The organism is Cupriavidus sp. Agwp_2 (assembly GCF_040784895.1).
In the GTDB taxonomy this organism is placed as follows: Bacteria; Pseudomonadota; Gammaproteobacteria; order Burkholderiales; family Burkholderiaceae; genus Cupriavidus.
In genome coordinates this window covers 239,223-255,055 of record NZ_CP088084.1, presented here as the reverse complement: position 1 = coordinate 255,055, position 15,833 = coordinate 239,223, and the positions used below count along the sequence as shown (strand labels likewise).

General features: G+C 67.8%; 12 protein-coding genes. 1 reads left to right on the top strand and 11 read right to left on the bottom strand.

Annotated elements, in window-relative coordinates:
* Window positions 1-8: 8 nt before the first annotated feature.
* The 5 genes from LPA45_RS18960 to LPA45_RS18940 form a co-directional block, all read right to left on the bottom strand.
* Entirely contained in the window at window positions 9-1,028 is a 1,020-nt protein-coding gene (locus LPA45_RS18960; protein WP_116322957.1) for an acyl-CoA dehydrogenase family protein, read from the bottom strand.
* A 13-nt stretch (window positions 1,029-1,041) separates the two neighbouring features.
* A complete protein-coding gene (locus LPA45_RS18955; protein ID WP_116322958.1) occupies window positions 1,042-2,205 on the bottom strand; it encodes an acyl-CoA dehydrogenase family protein in 1,164 nt (387 codons plus the stop codon).
* 19 nt (window positions 2,206-2,224) lie between these two features.
* Window positions 2,225-3,445: a CaiB/BaiF CoA-transferase family protein gene (locus LPA45_RS18950; protein ID WP_116322959.1), complete on the bottom strand. Its 1,221-nt coding sequence runs from the start codon at window positions 3,443-3,445 to the stop codon at window positions 2,225-2,227.
* A 226-nt stretch (window positions 3,446-3,671) separates the two neighbouring features.
* On the bottom strand, window positions 3,672-4,847 hold the full coding sequence (locus tag LPA45_RS18945) for a porin (protein WP_116322960.1): 1,176 nt from the start codon (window positions 4,845-4,847) through the stop codon (window positions 3,672-3,674).
* Window positions 4,848-5,181: 334 nt separating this feature from the next.
* The gene (locus LPA45_RS18940; RefSeq protein WP_317925234.1) at window positions 5,182-6,018 is read right to left on the bottom strand and encodes an enoyl-CoA hydratase/isomerase family protein; all 837 of its coding nucleotides are present in this window, start codon (window positions 6,016-6,018) and stop codon (window positions 5,182-5,184) included.
* A gap of 236 nt (window positions 6,019-6,254) precedes the next feature.
* Between LPA45_RS18940 and LPA45_RS18935 the strand changes: the two genes are divergently transcribed.
* Complete coding sequence (locus tag LPA45_RS18935) at window positions 6,255-6,728, top strand: acyl-CoA dehydrogenase family protein (protein WP_116322857.1); 474 nt, start codon at window positions 6,255-6,257, stop codon at window positions 6,726-6,728.
* Window positions 6,729-6,803: 75 nt separating this feature from the next.
* Here LPA45_RS18935 and LPA45_RS18930 read toward each other — a convergent pair whose 3' ends face one another.
* The 6 genes from LPA45_RS18930 to LPA45_RS18905 form a co-directional block, all read right to left on the bottom strand.
* Entirely contained in the window at window positions 6,804-7,814 is a 1,011-nt protein-coding gene (locus LPA45_RS18930) for a tripartite tricarboxylate transporter substrate binding protein (RefSeq protein WP_317925232.1), read from the bottom strand.
* A 67-nt stretch (window positions 7,815-7,881) separates the two neighbouring features.
* The gene (locus LPA45_RS18925) at window positions 7,882-8,337 is read right to left on the bottom strand and encodes a MaoC family dehydratase (RefSeq protein ID WP_116322859.1); all 456 of its coding nucleotides are present in this window, start codon (window positions 8,335-8,337) and stop codon (window positions 7,882-7,884) included.
* A complete protein-coding gene (locus LPA45_RS18920) occupies window positions 8,334-9,500 on the bottom strand; it encodes an acyl-CoA dehydrogenase family protein (protein ID WP_317925230.1) in 1,167 nt (388 codons plus the stop codon). The genes LPA45_RS18925 and LPA45_RS18920 overlap by 4 nt, the downstream gene beginning before the upstream one ends.
* 15 nt (window positions 9,501-9,515) lie before the next feature.
* A complete protein-coding gene (locus LPA45_RS18915) occupies window positions 9,516-10,721 on the bottom strand; it encodes an acyl-CoA dehydrogenase (RefSeq protein ID WP_116322861.1) in 1,206 nt (401 codons plus the stop codon).
* 15 nt (window positions 10,722-10,736) lie between these two features.
* Entirely contained in the window at window positions 10,737-11,648 is a 912-nt protein-coding gene (locus LPA45_RS18910) for an SDR family NAD(P)-dependent oxidoreductase (RefSeq protein WP_116322862.1), read from the bottom strand.
* A gap of 235 nt (window positions 11,649-11,883) precedes the next feature.
* Window positions 11,884-15,693 (bottom strand): LuxR C-terminal-related transcriptional regulator, encoded by a 3,810-nt coding sequence (locus tag LPA45_RS18905; RefSeq protein WP_317925228.1) that lies wholly within the window; start codon window positions 15,691-15,693, stop codon window positions 11,884-11,886.
* Window positions 15,694-15,833 lie beyond the last annotated feature (140 nt).

Sequence of the window (15,833 nt, the reverse complement as noted above, 5' to 3'; positions counted from 1 at the left end):
TCAGGGGGTCAGGCCGCGGCCGGTGCCAGCTGCAGCCGCACGAAGTCCAGGATCTCCTGGCCGGTGCCGCTCGCCTGGCTAAACAGCGCATCGCCAAGCGCGGTGGCGCAGGCGGTCTCCGTGCCGGCGCATGCGCGCCATTCATGCAGGCGGCGCGTGAACAGGCCGAGCGCCAGTTCCTCGGTGATGCCGATGGCGCCGTGCACCGCGTGCGCAATCGCGGCGACGCGGCTGGCCGCCTCGCTGCAGCGCAGCTTGGCCGCCGCTGCCAGCAGGGGACGCGGCAGGTAGCTGTCCGCGGCGCAGCCCAGGCGCGCGCCGAAGGCCGACGCATTGGCCTGCTCGGCCAGCACGCTCACCTCCTGCTGCATCGCCTGGAACTGCGAGATGGCGCGACCGAACTGCTGGCGGTCGTTCACGTAGCCGACGCTCATGGCCTGGATGCGCACCATGGCGCCGGCCATGCCCGCGGCGTGCATGGCGTTGCAGATGGCCAGCACGTCGCCCTCGCCGGCCGGCAGCCGGCGGATGGCCTGGGCCGCTGAATCCCAGCGCAGCGTGGCCGAAGCCTGCGGACGATAGGCCCCGGACGTGGCCTGGGCCAGCGCGCGCGGCATCAGCAGCCACTCGCCACGCCAGCCCACCAGCACCTGGTGCGCCAGCGCGCCGCCCGGCACTTCACGGCAGACGATGGCATCGCCTGCCTGGGTCAGCGCCGGGGCGATGGCGATACATTCGCCATCGTGCTCGTGGCCGGCGTCGGCGAGGATGGCGCGGGCGATGGCGGTCTCGGCAAACGGATGGCTCAGCCCGGCGCGCCCGGCGGCCAGGAACAGCGGGAAGGCTTCCGCCAGCGGCAGTCCCGCCCCGCCCCGCTCCACCGGGACCAGCGCGTCGGTGAAACCCAGCGCATCGATGGCGGACCATTGCGCGTCGGCACCTTCGCCGGACTCGCTGCGCCGTACTTGTTCATCCTGGCACAGGCCGGCCAGCGCGCGCTCGAAGGCTTCCAACAGGGAATCAGTCATGGTGTCTCTCGTATCAGCGAAGCCCGAGCGATCGGGCGATGATGCCGCGCAGGATCTGGCGCGTGCCGCCGCGCAGCGAAAAGCTCGGCGCCAGCTGCGTGATATAGGCGTGGGCGCGCAGCAGGTCGTCGGACGGGGCAAAGTCAGGCATCTGCTCCATCGCCTCGCTGATCCAGCCCGGTGCGGTCTGCTCGAACTCCGTGCCGAGGTCCTTGACATACGACGCGTCGATTTCCGGGTTCTCGCCCTTGTCAAGGCGGTCGGCCACGGCAAGCGACATTGCCCGCAACACGGCCATGCGCCCGGCGATGCGCCCGGCAATCGCCTTGACCGAATCCGGCACCGGCAGGCCGGAGGCCTTCACCTCGGCCAGCCATGTCTCGGCCAGCATCAGGCTGGTCAGGATGCGTTCCGGCCCGCTGCGCTCGAACGCCAGTTCGGCGGTCACCTGCTTCCAGCCGGAGCCCTCCTCGCCCACCAGCGCATCGGCCGGCAGGTCCACGTCTTCGAACACCACCTCGCAGAAGTGGCCATCACCCGCGAGGTCGCGGATCGGCCGCGCGGTGATGCCGGGCAGGCTCAGGTCGATCAGCACCTGCGACAGGCCCTTGTGGCGGTCGCCATGCTGGCCGGAGGTGCGCACCAGCGCGCACATGTACTGCGCCCGGTGTGCGTTGGTAGTCCAGATCTTGCGGCCGTTCAGCCGCCAGCCGGTCTCGGTGCGTACCGCCCGGGTGCGTACGGAAGACAGGTCCGAACCCGTATCCGGCTCGCTCATGCCGATGCAGATGAAGATCTCGCCGCGGATCAGCTTCGGCAGGAAGAACTGCTTCTGCGCTTCGCTGCCATAGCGCAGGATCAGCGGGGCAGTCTGCCGATCGGCGAACCAATGCGCGGATACCGGCGCGCCGGCGGCAATCAGCTCTTCCACCAGCACGAAGCGGGCAAAGGCGCTGCGGCCCGCGCCACCATACTCGGGCGGCAGGGCCAGGCCGATCCAGCCCTGCTCGCCGAGCGCACGGCTGAAGCCGGCATCAAAGCCCATCCAGGTGCGCGCGCGCACCGGCGCCGGCACGTCGCGCAGCGCGGCTTGCAGGAATTGGCGGATCGGGGTCCGCAGCGCCTCGTCCTCGGGCGGGATGCTGACGAGCGGAAGGGAATCGAGGGTCGAGTTCAAGTTAACTCCCGGTTTGGGTTCAGGTTCGGTCGCCGGCGTTCCCGCCGAGGCGCGTGGCGCCCTGCCTGGCCAGCTCGCGGATGCCTTGCTCGCTGTAGCCGGCCTCGGCCAGCACCTGGGCACTGTGTTCGCCCAGGCGCGGCGCCTGCCGCGTGACCGTCGGCTGCGACTTCGACCATTGCGACGGGATCGCCATCGAGCGGATCGCGCCTTCGCTGGGGTGTTCGACAACGTCGAAGAAGCCCACCGCGTCGAGGTGCGGGTCCGCCATCAGCGAATCCACCGTGTGCAGCTGCATCACCGGCATGTCGGCGGCTTCAAGCACGGCGATCCATTCCGCCGTGGTGCGCGTGGGCATGATCTCCGCGACCATGCGGTACAGCTCGTGGATATGCTTGTTGCGCTCGACGATCGAGCTGAAGCGCGGGTCGCTGTCCATCAGGCCGGGCTGGCCGATCAGCTCCAGGAACTTGCGCCACTGCTTGTCGTTGTAGAGCAGCACGCACAGGTAGCCGTCCTGGGTGCGATAGGGACGGCGGTGTTCGTTGAGAATGCGCGAATAGCCGCTGGGGCCGATGGGCGGCTCGAAGGTCAGCCCGCCCATGTGGTCGCCGAGGATGAACTGGGCCATGGTTTCGAACATCGGCACGTCGATCGACTGCCCTTCTCCGGTACGCTCGCGGTGGAACAGCCCCGCGGTGACCGCGTTGACCGCCGCCAGGCCGACGATGCGGTCGGCAATGGCGCTCGGCGCGTAGCGCGGCACGTCGCTGCCGGCCTGCTTGGCGAGCGCCGGGATCGCGACCGCGCCCTGGATCAGGTCGTCGTATGCGGACTTGGCCGCGTAGGGGCCACCCTGCCCGTATCCATACAACCCCACGTACAGGATGCGCGGATTGACCTTCGCCACTTCCTCGTAGCTCAGGTTCAGCCGCGCCATCGCCTGCGGCCGCACGTTGTAGATCAGCACGTCGGCATCGGCGGCGATGCGCAGCAGTGCCTCGCGCCCGGCCGCGGCCTTCAGGTCCAGCACGATGCTGCGCTTGCTGCGGTTCGCGTGCAGGAAGATGCCGGACATGCCGGCGTTACGGCGCGGGCCGACCTCGCGCACGGTATCTCCGTCCGGTGGCTCGACCTTGATCACGTCCGCCCCGAGGTCGCCCAGGATCTGCGTGGCGTAGGGGCCCATCAGCACCGTCGTCATGTCGACGATGCGCACGCCCTGCAACGGGCCGCTCATGTTGCGCTCCCCGCCCGTGCGGAGACGGGGAAAGTGAATGCGTTGAAAGTCATCATGCCTCCTTGAATCGCGTTGATGGAAATCCTACGGAAGCACGCAGGGTTGGAAAAATACTTTGTGTATGTCGCTCAATACATGGCTTGTATCGGTACCGGCGAGGGCAATGCCGTGCGGGGACGCGTGCACCACGGGTCCCCGCACGTACTCCCGCGACCGCCGGATGGCGTCAGAAGACGTGGCGAATGCCCGTGGTCACGCCGACCATGGCCTTCTGTCCTGCCATCGACGGATAGCCGTACAGGAACAGCGTCTGTGACGAGTCGAAGTTCAGGCCTGCATTGCGCGAGTAAGCCGCCGACAGGTAGACGTCGGTGCGCTTGGACAGGTTGTAGTCCACCAGGAACGACACCTGCCACGGGTTGGCAGGATTGCTGGCAGGTGCCGTCTGGCCCAGGCTCAGGCGCTTGAAATCCGCGTAGTAGTAAGCCAGCGACAGTCCCAGTGCCCTGGTAGCCTGGTAATTGACCCCCGCCCAGTAGTAGTCGTCGCGCGCCAGCGTATTGCCGTTGGCGAAGTCAACCTTGGCCCAGCGGTAGCCCACCATCGCCTTGAACGGGCCGGTGGCATAGCTGAACGCGGTGCCGGCCTTGCGGCTGGTTCCCTGCTGGCCCGAGGTCACGGTCGGATGCCATTCGTCATAAGCGAGGGTGGCGCCGAAGCCGTTGCTCAGCCACGTCAGCGAAGCGCCGTAGCCATTGTTGTCGCGGAACGCCCCCGGCGTTTCGCCGGCGCCGCCGTTGGCCAGCGCGGTGGCGCCGATCGCCGGCACCCCAACGCCGAACGAGTAGTGCGCGACGGCCTGCACCGGGCCAAACTGCCCCACATACTTGACCGTGTTGTCTTCGCGGTAGTTCGTGCCGAGCTGCCAGGCGACAGGTTCATAGGTCGTGGCAAAGCGCAGCGGCGCGAAGTTGGCCATGCCCTCGAAGAAGGAGGTGTACTGCCGGCCCAGCATCAGCTTGCCGTAGGACTGGTTCTGCAGGCCGACAAAGGCCTGGCGGCCAAACAGCCGGCTCGACTGGATCGCGCCGGTGTCCCAGGCAAAGCCGCTTTCCAGCACAAAGATGGCACTGTTGCCGCTGCCCAGGTCCTCCACGCCGCGCAGGCCCCAGCGCGAAGGCGACAGGCCGCCCAGCGTCGGCATCCCCACGCGCTTGCCGCCGGTGGTGGCAAAGACCGGCTGGCCATTGACGACGGCAGGCTGCGCCGTCGCGACGCGATTCACGTATTCGATGGACCCGTCGACCACCCCATACAACGTCACGCTGGAATTTGCCCGGGCCGTCGCGCCAAACCCCCCAAGGGCGCCCATCGCCGCCAGGGCGAAAATCGTCTTCCTCATTTCTTGTCTTCTCCTTGTCAATCGTCTGCGCCAGACGCAAGCTTCCCGTCCGGTGCGGGCACGCCTCCTCCAGAAGCGCGGCGCACGCCGTTTCCTCCGTGTGCGCGGTGACTAGGAGAACATTGCGCGGACCTCCCGATACCCCCCTGTCGGGAGGCGTTGGCCCTGCCCACACCCCCACTCATGTCGAGGGGGGACAAGCAGCACCAGGCGTCTAAAAAAATCCCGCGCGCAAAAAAAACTCCGGCACCAGTGCCGGAGATGAAACGCCCGTCACATCGAGCCTGTGACAGGGCATGGAGACATTTGCGTGTCGAGGCTCCGCCAACCCTGGTCAGGGCCGCGCCTCCCTGTCCCAGTCGAACCGTGCCGGCTTGCCGTTGAGAAAGGCATCCACCGCCTCCGCGTAGTACGGCACCGCCGAAGCCAGCGCCTGCGCCTGGCACTCCAGCTCCAGCAGGGTGTCGTATGAGCTTTCGAAGGTGCGGTTGAGCGCGCGCTTCATCAGCGCGAGCGCCTCTTGCGGCGCTGCCACGAAGCGTTGCGCGAAGTGCCGCGCCTCCTTCGCCAGTTCCTTCGCCGGATGGATCGCATGCACGATGCCGCAGCGCCTGGCATCGACGACTTCGAGGCGCCGGCCGGTGAACATCAGTTCCTTGGCCAGCATCATTCCCACGGCACGCGGCAGCGCATACAGCGAGCCCATGTCGGGCAGCAGGCCGACCTTGGCGAACGACATGCAGAACGACGCACGCTCCGAGGCCAGCACGAAGTCGGCCGCCAGCGCCAGCGAGAACCCCGCGCCGGCCGCCGGCCCGTCCACCGCCGCGATGACCGGGATTTCCAGGTCGCGCAACCGCCGCAGCCACTTGTGGATGTCCTGCAGGCGGCGGCGCATGGCCTCCGGCGCGCGCGCGGAAGGATCGGGACTTGCGAAGATCTCCCTGATCGACTTCAGGTCGCCACCCGCGCAGAAGCTGCCGCCTGAGCCGGTCAGGATCAGCGCGCGGATACCGCGGTCGGCTTCCACGCAATCGAGCATGTCGTGGTAGTCCTGCCGCATCTGCAGCGTCAGGGCGTTGCGCGACGCCGGACGCTGGTGCGTGAACTCGGCCACGCCGTCCGCAATGGAAAGGTGGCTGTGGCGCATCGGGATTTGCCGGGCCTGCATCGTCGTATGTCCTCCAGGAAGTGGCGGAAAGCCGTTGGCGGCAGTGTGGCGCTGCGCATGGTCTTGCCGCCCCCCTCATCTCAAGGGGGATGCTCCCAGCGTGTCCATAAGCCAGCGCCTATGCGCCAGCGGCACCCCCAGTGGTGGGGGGCGTTCCCGGCGTGGCCCGGGCTTAATGTGGACGGCATCGGCAATGCAGGCTGGCCTGCCTGCCGCCAACCAACTGGAGCGCCTTCATGAACTTTGCCCCCGACCCCAATCTCGCTGCGTTCCGTCAGGAGGTACGGGACTTCCTGCGGCAACACCAGCCGGCGGACCTGCCGCGACGCAAGGACGGCCTGCGCTCGCCGCGTGCCGACGTGGTGCGCTGGCAGCGCATCCTCGATGCCCAGGGCCGGGGCGCGCCCTACTGGGCAACCGAGCATGGCGGCACCGGCTGGAGCGTGCAGCAGCGCCTGGTGTTCGACGAAGAATGCGCGAGCGCCGGAGCTCCCTCCCAGGATGCGTTCGCGCAGAAGCTGGTCGGCCCGGTCCTGAACCATTTCGCCACGCCGGATGCGGAACCGACGGCAACGGCCCCGATGCTGCCGATGGCGGAGGTCGCGCAAGGCATGGCGTCGGAGATGTTCTTCCGCCGCGCCACCACCATCTATGGCGGCACCAGCGAGGTGCAGCGATCGATCATCGCCAAATCGCTGTTCCAGTTCTGAAGCCGCGGAAAGCAAGAATGTCCTTCGGCATACCGCCCGAAGGACTCTTGCAACCGGCAGGGTCGACTACGACTGCTATTCGGGCTGCAGGCCGGACGCCGCGATCAGCCGCTTCCATGTCTGCTGGTCCGCCATCACGGCCTTGCCAAGTTCCGCCCCGCTGCCCGGGTTAGGCAAGCTGCCACGGCTCGCGTAGTGGACCATGGCTTCAGGCGAGTTCACAAACTCCAGCGTCAGCCTGGCGATCTTGTCGACGATCGGCGCCGGCGTGCCTGCCGGCGCAAACAGGCCGCTCCAGTTGATGCGCGACACCGCCTCAACCACGGTGTTGTTCTGCATGCCGGCTTCAGCCAGCGTCGGCACCTCTGGCAGCAACGATACGCGCCGCGGGCTGAGCACCGCCAGCGCGCGCAGCTTGTTCGACTGGATCAGCGGCAGTGCCGCGGTGAACTCGACCATGGTGAAGTCCACATTGCGGCCAATCAGGTCCGGCAACAGCGTTGCGGTCGCCTTGTAGGGTACATCCACCGTCCTGATGCCCGCCGCCTCCGTGAACGCCGCTGCCATCAGCCGGTAGCCGGTGCTGCTGCTGGCGCCGTTGAGCTTGCCGGGCCGGGCGCGTGCGGCGTCGACGAGATCCGAAACCGACTTGTACGGAGAACTCGCGGCGACTACCAGCGCCACCGGCAGCGACGACATGCGCGCCACCGGCACGAAATCCTTGCCCGGGTTGTACGGCAGTTGCCTGAACAGGTAGGGGTTCGCCGACATCGCGCTGGATGCGGTGAGCAGCAGCGTGTAGCCGTCAGGCGCGGACTTGGCCACATAGTCACTGGCGATGATCATGTTGGCGCCTGGCCGGTTCTCCACCACGACGCCCTGCCCCAGCTTCTGCGACAGGAATTTCGCCAGGAGCCGGGTGTAGTCGTCGATGCCGGTGCCGGGGCTGGCAACGGATACGATCCTGATCACGCGTTCCGGATAGTTCTGTGCCTGCGCCCCCGCCGGGGCGGCCAGGACCGCCAGCGCGCCGCTGGCGGCGGCAGCGAGAATGCGGCGGCGCTGGCGTGAAATGCGATCTTGCATGCGTGTCTCCTCCTTGCTTGTACTGCCCCGGTACGGGGCAGCTGGTCTTGTAGAGAGGTCCGGCGGGTTACGGGAACCGCCTGATGATCGATTCCGCGATGCAGACCGGCTTGCTGCCGCCCTGCCGCTCCACGATCATCTCGAGCTTCAGCTGCGCGCCGCCGTTTTCCAGCGGATCGAACGACACCAGCTTGAAATGCGCGCGCAGCAGGCTGCCGACCGGAACCGGCGCGGGAAAGCGCACCTTGTCCAGGCCGTAGTTCACGCCGGTGCTGCTGTGCTTCACCTTGTAGGCGGTATGGGAAAACGCCGGCAACAGGCTCAGCGTCAGGAAGCCGTGCGCGATCGGCGCGCCGAACGGGCCGTCCTTGGCACGCACCGGGTCCACGTGGATCCACTGGTGATCGCCGGTCGCATCGGCAAACAGGTTGATGCGGTCCTGCTCCAGCATCAGCCATTCGCTGGTGCCGATGACTTCCCCGACCAGCGGCTGCAGGTCGCTGATGTTCTCGTAGATCTTCATGCTTGCAATGCCTCCTGGTTCAGGGCTGCCTGCAGGGCGCGAGCGTTGCAAGCCTCGTGCAGGTCTGCGTTGCCAAACAGCACGTCCGCCACCACGGCGCGCTTGAAGTAGTGGCCCACGGTGTACTCCTCGGTCATGCCGATGCCGCCGTGGAGCTGGATGCCTTGCCCGCTGACGTAGCGGGCGGCACGGACGATCAGTGCCTTGGCCTGCGACACCGTTCGGGCCAGGTCGCCATCGTCGTCGTTCTCGATCGACGCCAGCAGCGCATACAGCATTGAGCGCGCGACTTCGAGTTCGGCCGCCATGTCCGCCATGCGGTGCTGCAGCGCCTGGAAGCTGCCGATGGGCACCCCGAACTGCTTGCGCACCTTCAGGTACCCGGCCGTGATCTCGATGGTCTTCTCCATGCCGCCGACCAGCTCGGCACAGAGCGCCGCGATGCCATGCGTGAGCCCGTGGCGCAGCGCAGCCTGTCCCGTGCCCGCTTCGCCAAGCAATGCATCAGCCGGTACAAAAGCCTGGTCGAAGGTGACTTCCGCCGCCCAGCTGCCGTCGTGCAGCGGCAACGCAACGCGCTGCAAGCCCGCCGCGTCGGCCGGGACCAGGAACAGGCTGCACAGGGCAGCCTCGCCGGACGCGCCTGGCAGCATGGCGGACACGATGAAGGCATCGGCATCGCAGCCGCCCAGCACCAGCGTCTTGGTGCCGTGCAGGCGGTAGCCGCCGGGCGCCGGCTCGGCGCGCGTCGCCACGGGTTCGGGCAGGCCGCGCGACTGCGCCTCGCTGTAGGCCAGCGCGACGCGGCGCGAGCCGTCCGCCAGCGCGGGGATCAGTGCGTCCAGCTGGTCGGGACCGGCAGCCGCCGCCAGGGTCTGTGCGGCCAGCACCGCGCTGCCGAGATACGGTTCCACCACCAGGCCCCGGCCCAGTTCGGTGGCGATCAGCACGGTTTCGATGATCGAGCCGCCCAGGCCTCCGGCCGACTCCGGCAGCGCGGCCGCCAGCCATCCGTTCTCGGCAAAGATGGCCCAGTGCCTGGCGTTGCAGGGCTCGGCGGACCTGATCCTGGCCGTGCGCGCCTCGAAGTCGTAATCTTTGTCGACGAAGCGGCGCACGCTGTCCTGAAGCAGGCGCTGTTCGTCAGTCAGGTTGAAATTCATGATCGGTCAGTGCCTTCAGAGTTGGAACATTGACTTGGCGATGATCGTGCGCTGCACCTCGCTGGTACCGCCATAGATCGTTGACGCGCGGCGAAAGAACATCTCGTTGGTGATGCCGCGGGCGACGTCCTGTGCGGGCAGCGGCGCGGCGGCATCGGCGGCGGCGTCCTGTGGCGTCGGGTAAGCGACGGCGCCGTAGTCCCCCAGCGCCTCGACCAGGAAGCTGCTCATCTTCTGCAGCAGCTCGGTGCCGCGGATCTTCAGGATCGAGCCCATGGCATGCGCGGCGGGGCTGTGATCCTCTTCCATCGCCGCCACGCGCTGCACCAGCGTGGCGATGGCGGCAAGCTCCGCCTCGAAGCGCGCCAGCTGCAGCGCGAACTCATGCCGCTCCAGCAGCACGCTGCCGCCCTCGCACCGGCGTGTCGCCAGCGCGTGGATCTGCGCCAGGTAGCGGCGCAGCATCGGCAGGTCGGCGGCCGTGGCGTGTTCGTTGTTGAGCAGGAACTTGGTGATCTTCCAGCCTTCGCCCTCGGCACCTACCAGGTTCCTGACCGGCACGCGCACGTTGTCGAAGAAGGTCTCGTTCAGGTGGTGGCAGCCATCGATGGTGACGATGGGCCGGACCGTGATGCCCGGCGTCTTCATGTCCACCAGCAGGAAGCTGATGCCTGCCTGCTTCCTGACCTCGGTGTCGGTGCGCACCAGCAGGAAGATCCAGTCGGCGCGATGCGCGTAGCTGGTCCAGATCTTCTGGCCATTGACCACGTAGTGGTCGCCATCGCGGTCGGCGCTGGTACGCAGCGAGGCCAGGTCCGAGCCGGAGCCCGGCTCCGAAAAGCCCTGGCACCAGTGCCGTGCGCCGCTGAAGATATGCGGCAGGTGCTCGGCTTTCTGCTCCGGCGTGCCGAATGCATTCAGCACGGGACCGAGCAGCTTCTGCGCACCGGTATCTTGCGATGGCGCGCCAACCGCCGTGCACTCCTCGTCGAACACCAGGCGCTGCAGCACGCTCCAGCCGGTGCCGCCATGCTCGGTTGCCCAGTACGGCGCGCCCCAGCCCTTCTCGTTCAGGATGCGCTGCCAGTGCTTGAGTTCCGACGCGGGCGAGCGCGTGCCGATGCGGATGCGGCCGCCCAGCTCGGCGGGCAGGTTCTCGCGCAGGAAGGCGCGCACCTGCTCGCGAAAGGCCTCCAGGCCCAGGTCACGTTCAAAATCCATGTTCGTCTCCGGCCGTCAGACCGGATCCCAGCCGAACACGTCGCGCGACAGGTCCAGCTTGTAGAAGGAATCCTGGAACATCGGGATGGCGCGCTCGACGCAGCTGTCGACGGTCCAGCCTTCGCCGTTGTGGGCGGTGCGGATCGGGCGCGGCTGCGAGAACAGGTAGATCTCGTTGTTGCGCACGCCGAAGACCTGTCCGGTGACGTGCTTCGCCCGATCCGTCAGCAACGCCAGCGTGAACGGCGCGATCTTGCCGGCTTCCAGGCGCATGTTGATCTTCATGCGTTCGGCCGCTTCCGGCGTGTTGGTCGGAATGCTGCCCACCATGCGCGTGAAGGCAAACGGTGCGATGCAGTTCGAACGGACATTGAACTTCTGCATATCGACCGCGATGGACTTCGACAGGCCGACGACGCCGAGCTTGGCCGCCGAGTAGTTAGCCTGGCCGAAATTGCCGATCAGGCCTGCGGTCGAGGTCATGTGCACGAAGGCGCCGCTTTCCTGCGCCTTGAAATGCGGCGCCACGGCGCGCGACACGTTCCAGCTGCCCTTCAGGTGCACGCGGATCACGGCATCGAAGTCGTCTTCGCTCATCTTGTGGAAGATGATGTCGCGCAGGTTGCCGGCATTGTTGACCACGCCATCGACGCGGCCATACAGGTCCAGCGCCTGCTGCACGATCTTCTGCGCCGGGTTCCAGTCCGCCACGCTGTCGGTGCTGGCCGCTGCCTCGCCGCCGGCCGCCTTGATCTCGTCAACGGCCTGCTGGGCCGGGCCCGCACTGCCGCCGGACCCGTCGATGTTGACGCCCAGGTCGTTGACGATCACGCGCGCGCCCTGGCGCGCTGCTTCCAGCGCGATACCTTTGCCGACGCCGGCACCGGCGCCCGTGACGATAATGACTTTCCCTTCAAGCAAGCTCATGTTTGGTACTCCGGAATGAATCGTTTGGATAAGGCTGTCGGCAGGGCGAATCGGGTTGCTGCCTCGGTAACCATGATTGCGGGAGGCGCGCAGGCGGGCACTCCCCGACCCGGGGGGCGGGCGAAAACGTAGCTTAAGAAACGCGGAGATGAGGGATAAGGCGCCGGCGCAAGCGCTCAATGGCTGCCTTGCCATTGCGGCAAGCAGCCATCGAGCACGCTGAATTCCGGCCGGATCAGGCAGCGCGGAGAGTGGGCTGGATCGAGTCGCCGCTCAGGTCGCGCAGGCGCGCCGCCGCACCGCCGCGCCCCCCCACGCCAAGCTTGGCATAGACATTCTTGAGATGCCATTTGACCGTCTCGGTCGAGAGGTTGAGCACCCTGGCAATCTTCTTGTTCGACATCGCTTGCGCCAGCAGATGCAGGATCTCGCGCTCGCGCTCGCTCAGTGCGGCCATGGGTCCGGCGTCCTCGCTTCCACGCGCCTGCCCCTGCCGAGCCGTGGCCACGGACGACATCTTGTGCAGGCGCTCGACGTAGAAGGCCAGCACTGGGTCGGGTGCGGCGTCGCGGCCGAGCCGGATGAGCAGATCGGGCGCGCTTTCCAGGACATCGAGCAGCGTCCGTGTCAGCTCAAGCCGATGACCTTGCCGGATCGCGCGCAGGAAGTCCTGGCGCGCCGCCTGCTGCTCGCCCAGGCCCAGCCGCGCGATGGCCAGTTGCAGGCGCAAGCCGGCAGCTCCCGGTGCCTGCTCGCTGCCTGCCAGCAGCAACTGGATGCGTTCGATGGCGTTGGCATAGTCCTTGGTATGCAGTGCCATCTCGACGCCGCCACGCGCAGCGGCCAGCGCGATCTGCCCCGAACGCTCCGGGCCCGCTCCGGCATAGCGCTCCGCCACCCCCTGCACGCACTCCAGCACGACACTGGCGCGCTCCATCTCATCCTGCTGCAGGTGGCGGCGCAGGCGCAGCACCAGCGCTTCGGCAAGGAGCCGGTCGAGACCGTAGCGCACCGCGTAATTTTCGAGACGGTCCAGGTAGGCGAGCGCCTGCGCCTGGCGGCCCGCCAGCCAGTGGGAATTGGACAGCACCCGGCACGCGCGCAGCACGATCTCCGGCAATGACACGCGCTCAAGCATGTCGATGCGCGGCTCCAGCAACTGGCACGCTGCCTCGGCCTCGTTCGATTCGTGGAGCGTATCGGCCAGCAGCCCCGCAGCCATGCATGCCAGTCCCTGGTAGGCAGCGCCGCGGCGTTCGGCTTCCTCCATCACCTCGCGCACGATCTTGCCGGCCTGCTTGATCCTGCCTTCCCGAGCCAGGCTGATGGCATGGATGCAACGGCCGAGCTGCCCGCTGCGGTGCGCACCGGTGCGTAACTCGGCCTCCTCCAGCACACGCCGGGCCAGGTCGTACTCGCCGCGCGCGGTGAGCAGCCAGGACAGCACATTGCCGCGTGCATGCCACGCAAAATCGTCGAGATCGGCAGGCGCGTCCAGCAGTCGCGGCAGCATGGCCGCCGCGGCGTCGGTGTTGTCCAGCTGCAAGGCAAAGCCTGCCCGCAACAGGCACAACGCGTAGCGCTCGCTCGCGTCGAGCTGCTCGCTCCGGGACTCGATCTGGTCCAGGCTGCGCTGGAGCTGGTCGAAGTCCCTCGAATAGAGCTGCATGTACGCATTGACAACATGGAGCCCGAAGCGCCGCTGCACCAGCTCGACCGGCAGCAGGCGCATCAACGCGGCCAGCTGGCGCAATTGGCCGCGTGTCAGCAGCGCCTGGGCGCAGCCTTCTACCATGCTCGCCGCGGCGTCCACCTGGCCGGCCTTGACGGCGTGGAACACGGCTTCTTCGATATGGCCGTGGCGCTCGAACCAGCGCCACGCCGTCTGGTGCAGCGCGCGCTGCCCGGCCTCGCCGCGCGCCGGAAGACGCTCGAGCAGCGCTTCACGCAGCAACGGATGAACGCGATACCAGGTCACGTGGTCCGCGCCGCATTCCGCCGTGACGAAGAGATGATCCAGCACCATCTGGCCCAGCCGCGACTGGATCGGCGCGATCGCCGTCGGCCGGCCCACGATCTCAGCGCAAAGCGGCGCGCAGAAACGCTGGCAGATGGCCACGCTGGCCAGCATGTCAAGATTGGCTGGTGCCAGGTGCACCAGCACTTCACGCTCGAAGTAGCCGGAAAAGGCGCCGGTACCCCCGACGCGGGCCAGCGGCGACCTGCCTCCCTGCCTGGTGCGCAGTTCGATGGCAAAGAGCTGCAACCCCGCCACCCAGCCGTCGGTCAGCGCATGCAGCGTGGCTGCGTCATTGCTGCCGATGCTGCCGAGCTGCTCGCGCAGGAAGCGTTCCGACTCGTCCGGCGTGAAGCGCAGGTCACGCATGTCGAATTCCGCCAGCGCGCCCTGCAGGCGCAACCGCTCCATCGACAGTTCGAGCGCGCTGCGCGAACTGAAGGCGAGGTGCAGTGGCGCCGGCGCATAGTCGAGCAGCCATTGGAGCGCCTGCAGGATGCGCATGTCGGTGATATGGTGCAGGTCATCGATCATCAGCACCAGTTCGCGCTGGCGCCGGGCCAGCGCCCGGACAAGGGTGATCACCCACAGTTCGACGGCAGTGTCGCTGCTGTCGGCGCCGACCACCCGCGCGGCTTCGCTGGCTGCGGCGGGATCGACTTCACCGATGCTGGCCAGCAGGTAGTCGAAGAAGCGGACCGGCTCGTCGTCTTCGGCCGTCAGCGTCAGCCAGCAGACGTCGTACCCGAGCGGCAGGATTGCCTTGCGCCATGCCATCAGCGTGCTGGTCTTGCCGCTGCCGGCCTGCCCCTGGATCACCACGCAGCGCTGGCGGCGCGCTTCCATCAGGCGCTTCAGCAGCGTGTCGCGCGGCATGAGCTGGCGCGTGCCCCGCGGCGGCAGGACCCTGTCGCCGGCGATCGGCGTACGCTCGCGCGCCTCGGCAGTGGGTGCCTGCCAGCCGGCGGGCGATGGCACCGTGGCGGGCTGGATGCGCGCCGGCTCTGCCGCCGGAGGCACGTGCCGTGCGCCGGTCGTTGTGCGGACCCACTGGAAGGGTGCATCGGTGCCGGCACGCATGGCGGCCTCCACGGCCGCCAGCAATTCGGGGATGCCGGCGGGAAAGGCCCCTGCCCGCTCGGCCTGCGTGTCGCGCACGAAGCGATGCACCATGCGCAGCCAGCTGGCCGGGCCATGCGCCAGTTGCACGGTAATGCGCGGGTGCGCCCGTAGCCAGTGCTGCAATGGCGCATCGCAGGCGCCAGCGTGGCTGACCGCCAGCGCCAGCAACCTGCGCCCCGGCGCAGCCGCGGCTTGCGCCTTCTGCAGGAACGATGCCAATGCTTCATGGCCGGTGTCGCTGGCCGGGGCACCGGGCAGGCCGCCCTCCAGCATCGCCAGTGCCGTGACCAGCGAAACAGCGAGACTGCGCCGATGGGCGGGCAGCGTGCGCATGTGGTTGCTGCCATGCGGTGGGAGCGGTCCAGCGGCATCGTTGTCTGCCTGGTCTGCCTGGTCTGCCTGGTCTGCCGTGTCGGCCACCGACAGCACCAGCGCGTAAGCAGGCGGCGCGGCGTAGAGCGCGATGATTTCTGGCGACGGGGCTTCCGGAGCAAAGGATGCCTCCGCTGCGCCACCAGACTCCTGCATCGGCATGCCGCCGGCCTGGCTACTGGCGCCCGGTCTTGCTCCGGCCGCGCGCCAGTGCCGCGAAACGCTCATCGCGCTCACGCCGAGTTCCGCGGCAAGGCTGCGGGTGCTCCAGCCACGCGAGACGCCCGTCATTTCGCAGCCGGTCAGCATGGCCAGGCGTTCCACGTCCACCCGCACCGGCGGCGCGCCACGCGGCAGGTCGCGCAGGATGCCGCTCACGCCGGACATCGCATAGCGCTCACGCCAGCGTGCCACCTGGGCCCGGCTGATCCCAAGCTGCGGGGCGATCGCCTTGTTCTGTTCGCCACTGGCGGCGAGCAGGACAATGCGTGCGCGCTGTGCCAGGCGGGCGGGGGCGTCGGGGGCTCGGGTCATTGCCTCGAGCTCGGCGCGTTCGTGCTCAGTCAGGGAGATTCGGGGTGCAACACGCATAAGCAACCTCTGCGGATTGGCGGTGGCTAGCCTGCCAAGGGAATGCGCCGGCGGTTCGGATGCCCGCGCCGCCGGTACGACGT

Bases quoted from the DNA above. Each gene is read 5' to 3' on its own strand.
- LPA45_RS18960 (WP_116322957.1), bottom strand. From the start codon at position 1,028: ATGACTGATTCCCTGTTGGAAGCCTTCGAGCGCGCGCTGGCCGGCCTG.
- LPA45_RS18950 (WP_116322959.1), bottom strand. From the start codon at position 3,445: ATGAGCGGCCCGTTGCAGGGCGTGCGCATCGTCGACATGACGACGGTG.
- LPA45_RS18945 (WP_116322960.1), bottom strand. From the start codon at position 4,847: ATGAGGAAGACGATTTTCGCCCTGGCGGCGATGGGCGCCCTTGGGGGG.
- LPA45_RS18940 (WP_317925234.1), bottom strand. From the start codon at position 6,018: ATGCAGGCCCGGCAAATCCCGATGCGCCACAGCCACCTTTCCATTGCG.
- LPA45_RS18935 (WP_116322857.1), top strand. From the start codon at position 6,255: ATGAACTTTGCCCCCGACCCCAATCTCGCTGCGTTCCGTCAGGAGGTA.
- LPA45_RS18930 (WP_317925232.1), bottom strand. From the start codon at position 7,814: ATGCAAGATCGCATTTCACGCCAGCGCCGCCGCATTCTCGCTGCCGCC.
- LPA45_RS18925 (WP_116322859.1), bottom strand. From the start codon at position 8,337: ATGAAGATCTACGAGAACATCAGCGACCTGCAGCCGCTGGTCGGGGAA.
- LPA45_RS18920 (WP_317925230.1), bottom strand. From the start codon at position 9,500: ATGAATTTCAACCTGACTGACGAACAGCGCCTGCTTCAGGACAGCGTG.
- LPA45_RS18915 (WP_116322861.1), bottom strand. From the start codon at position 10,721: ATGGATTTTGAACGTGACCTGGGCCTGGAGGCCTTTCGCGAGCAGGTG.
- LPA45_RS18910 (WP_116322862.1), bottom strand. From the start codon at position 11,648: ATGAGCTTGCTTGAAGGGAAAGTCATTATCGTCACGGGCGCCGGTGCC.
- LPA45_RS18905 (WP_317925228.1), bottom strand. From the start codon at position 15,693: ATGACCCGAGCCCCCGACGCCCCCGCCCGCCTGGCACAGCGCGCACGC.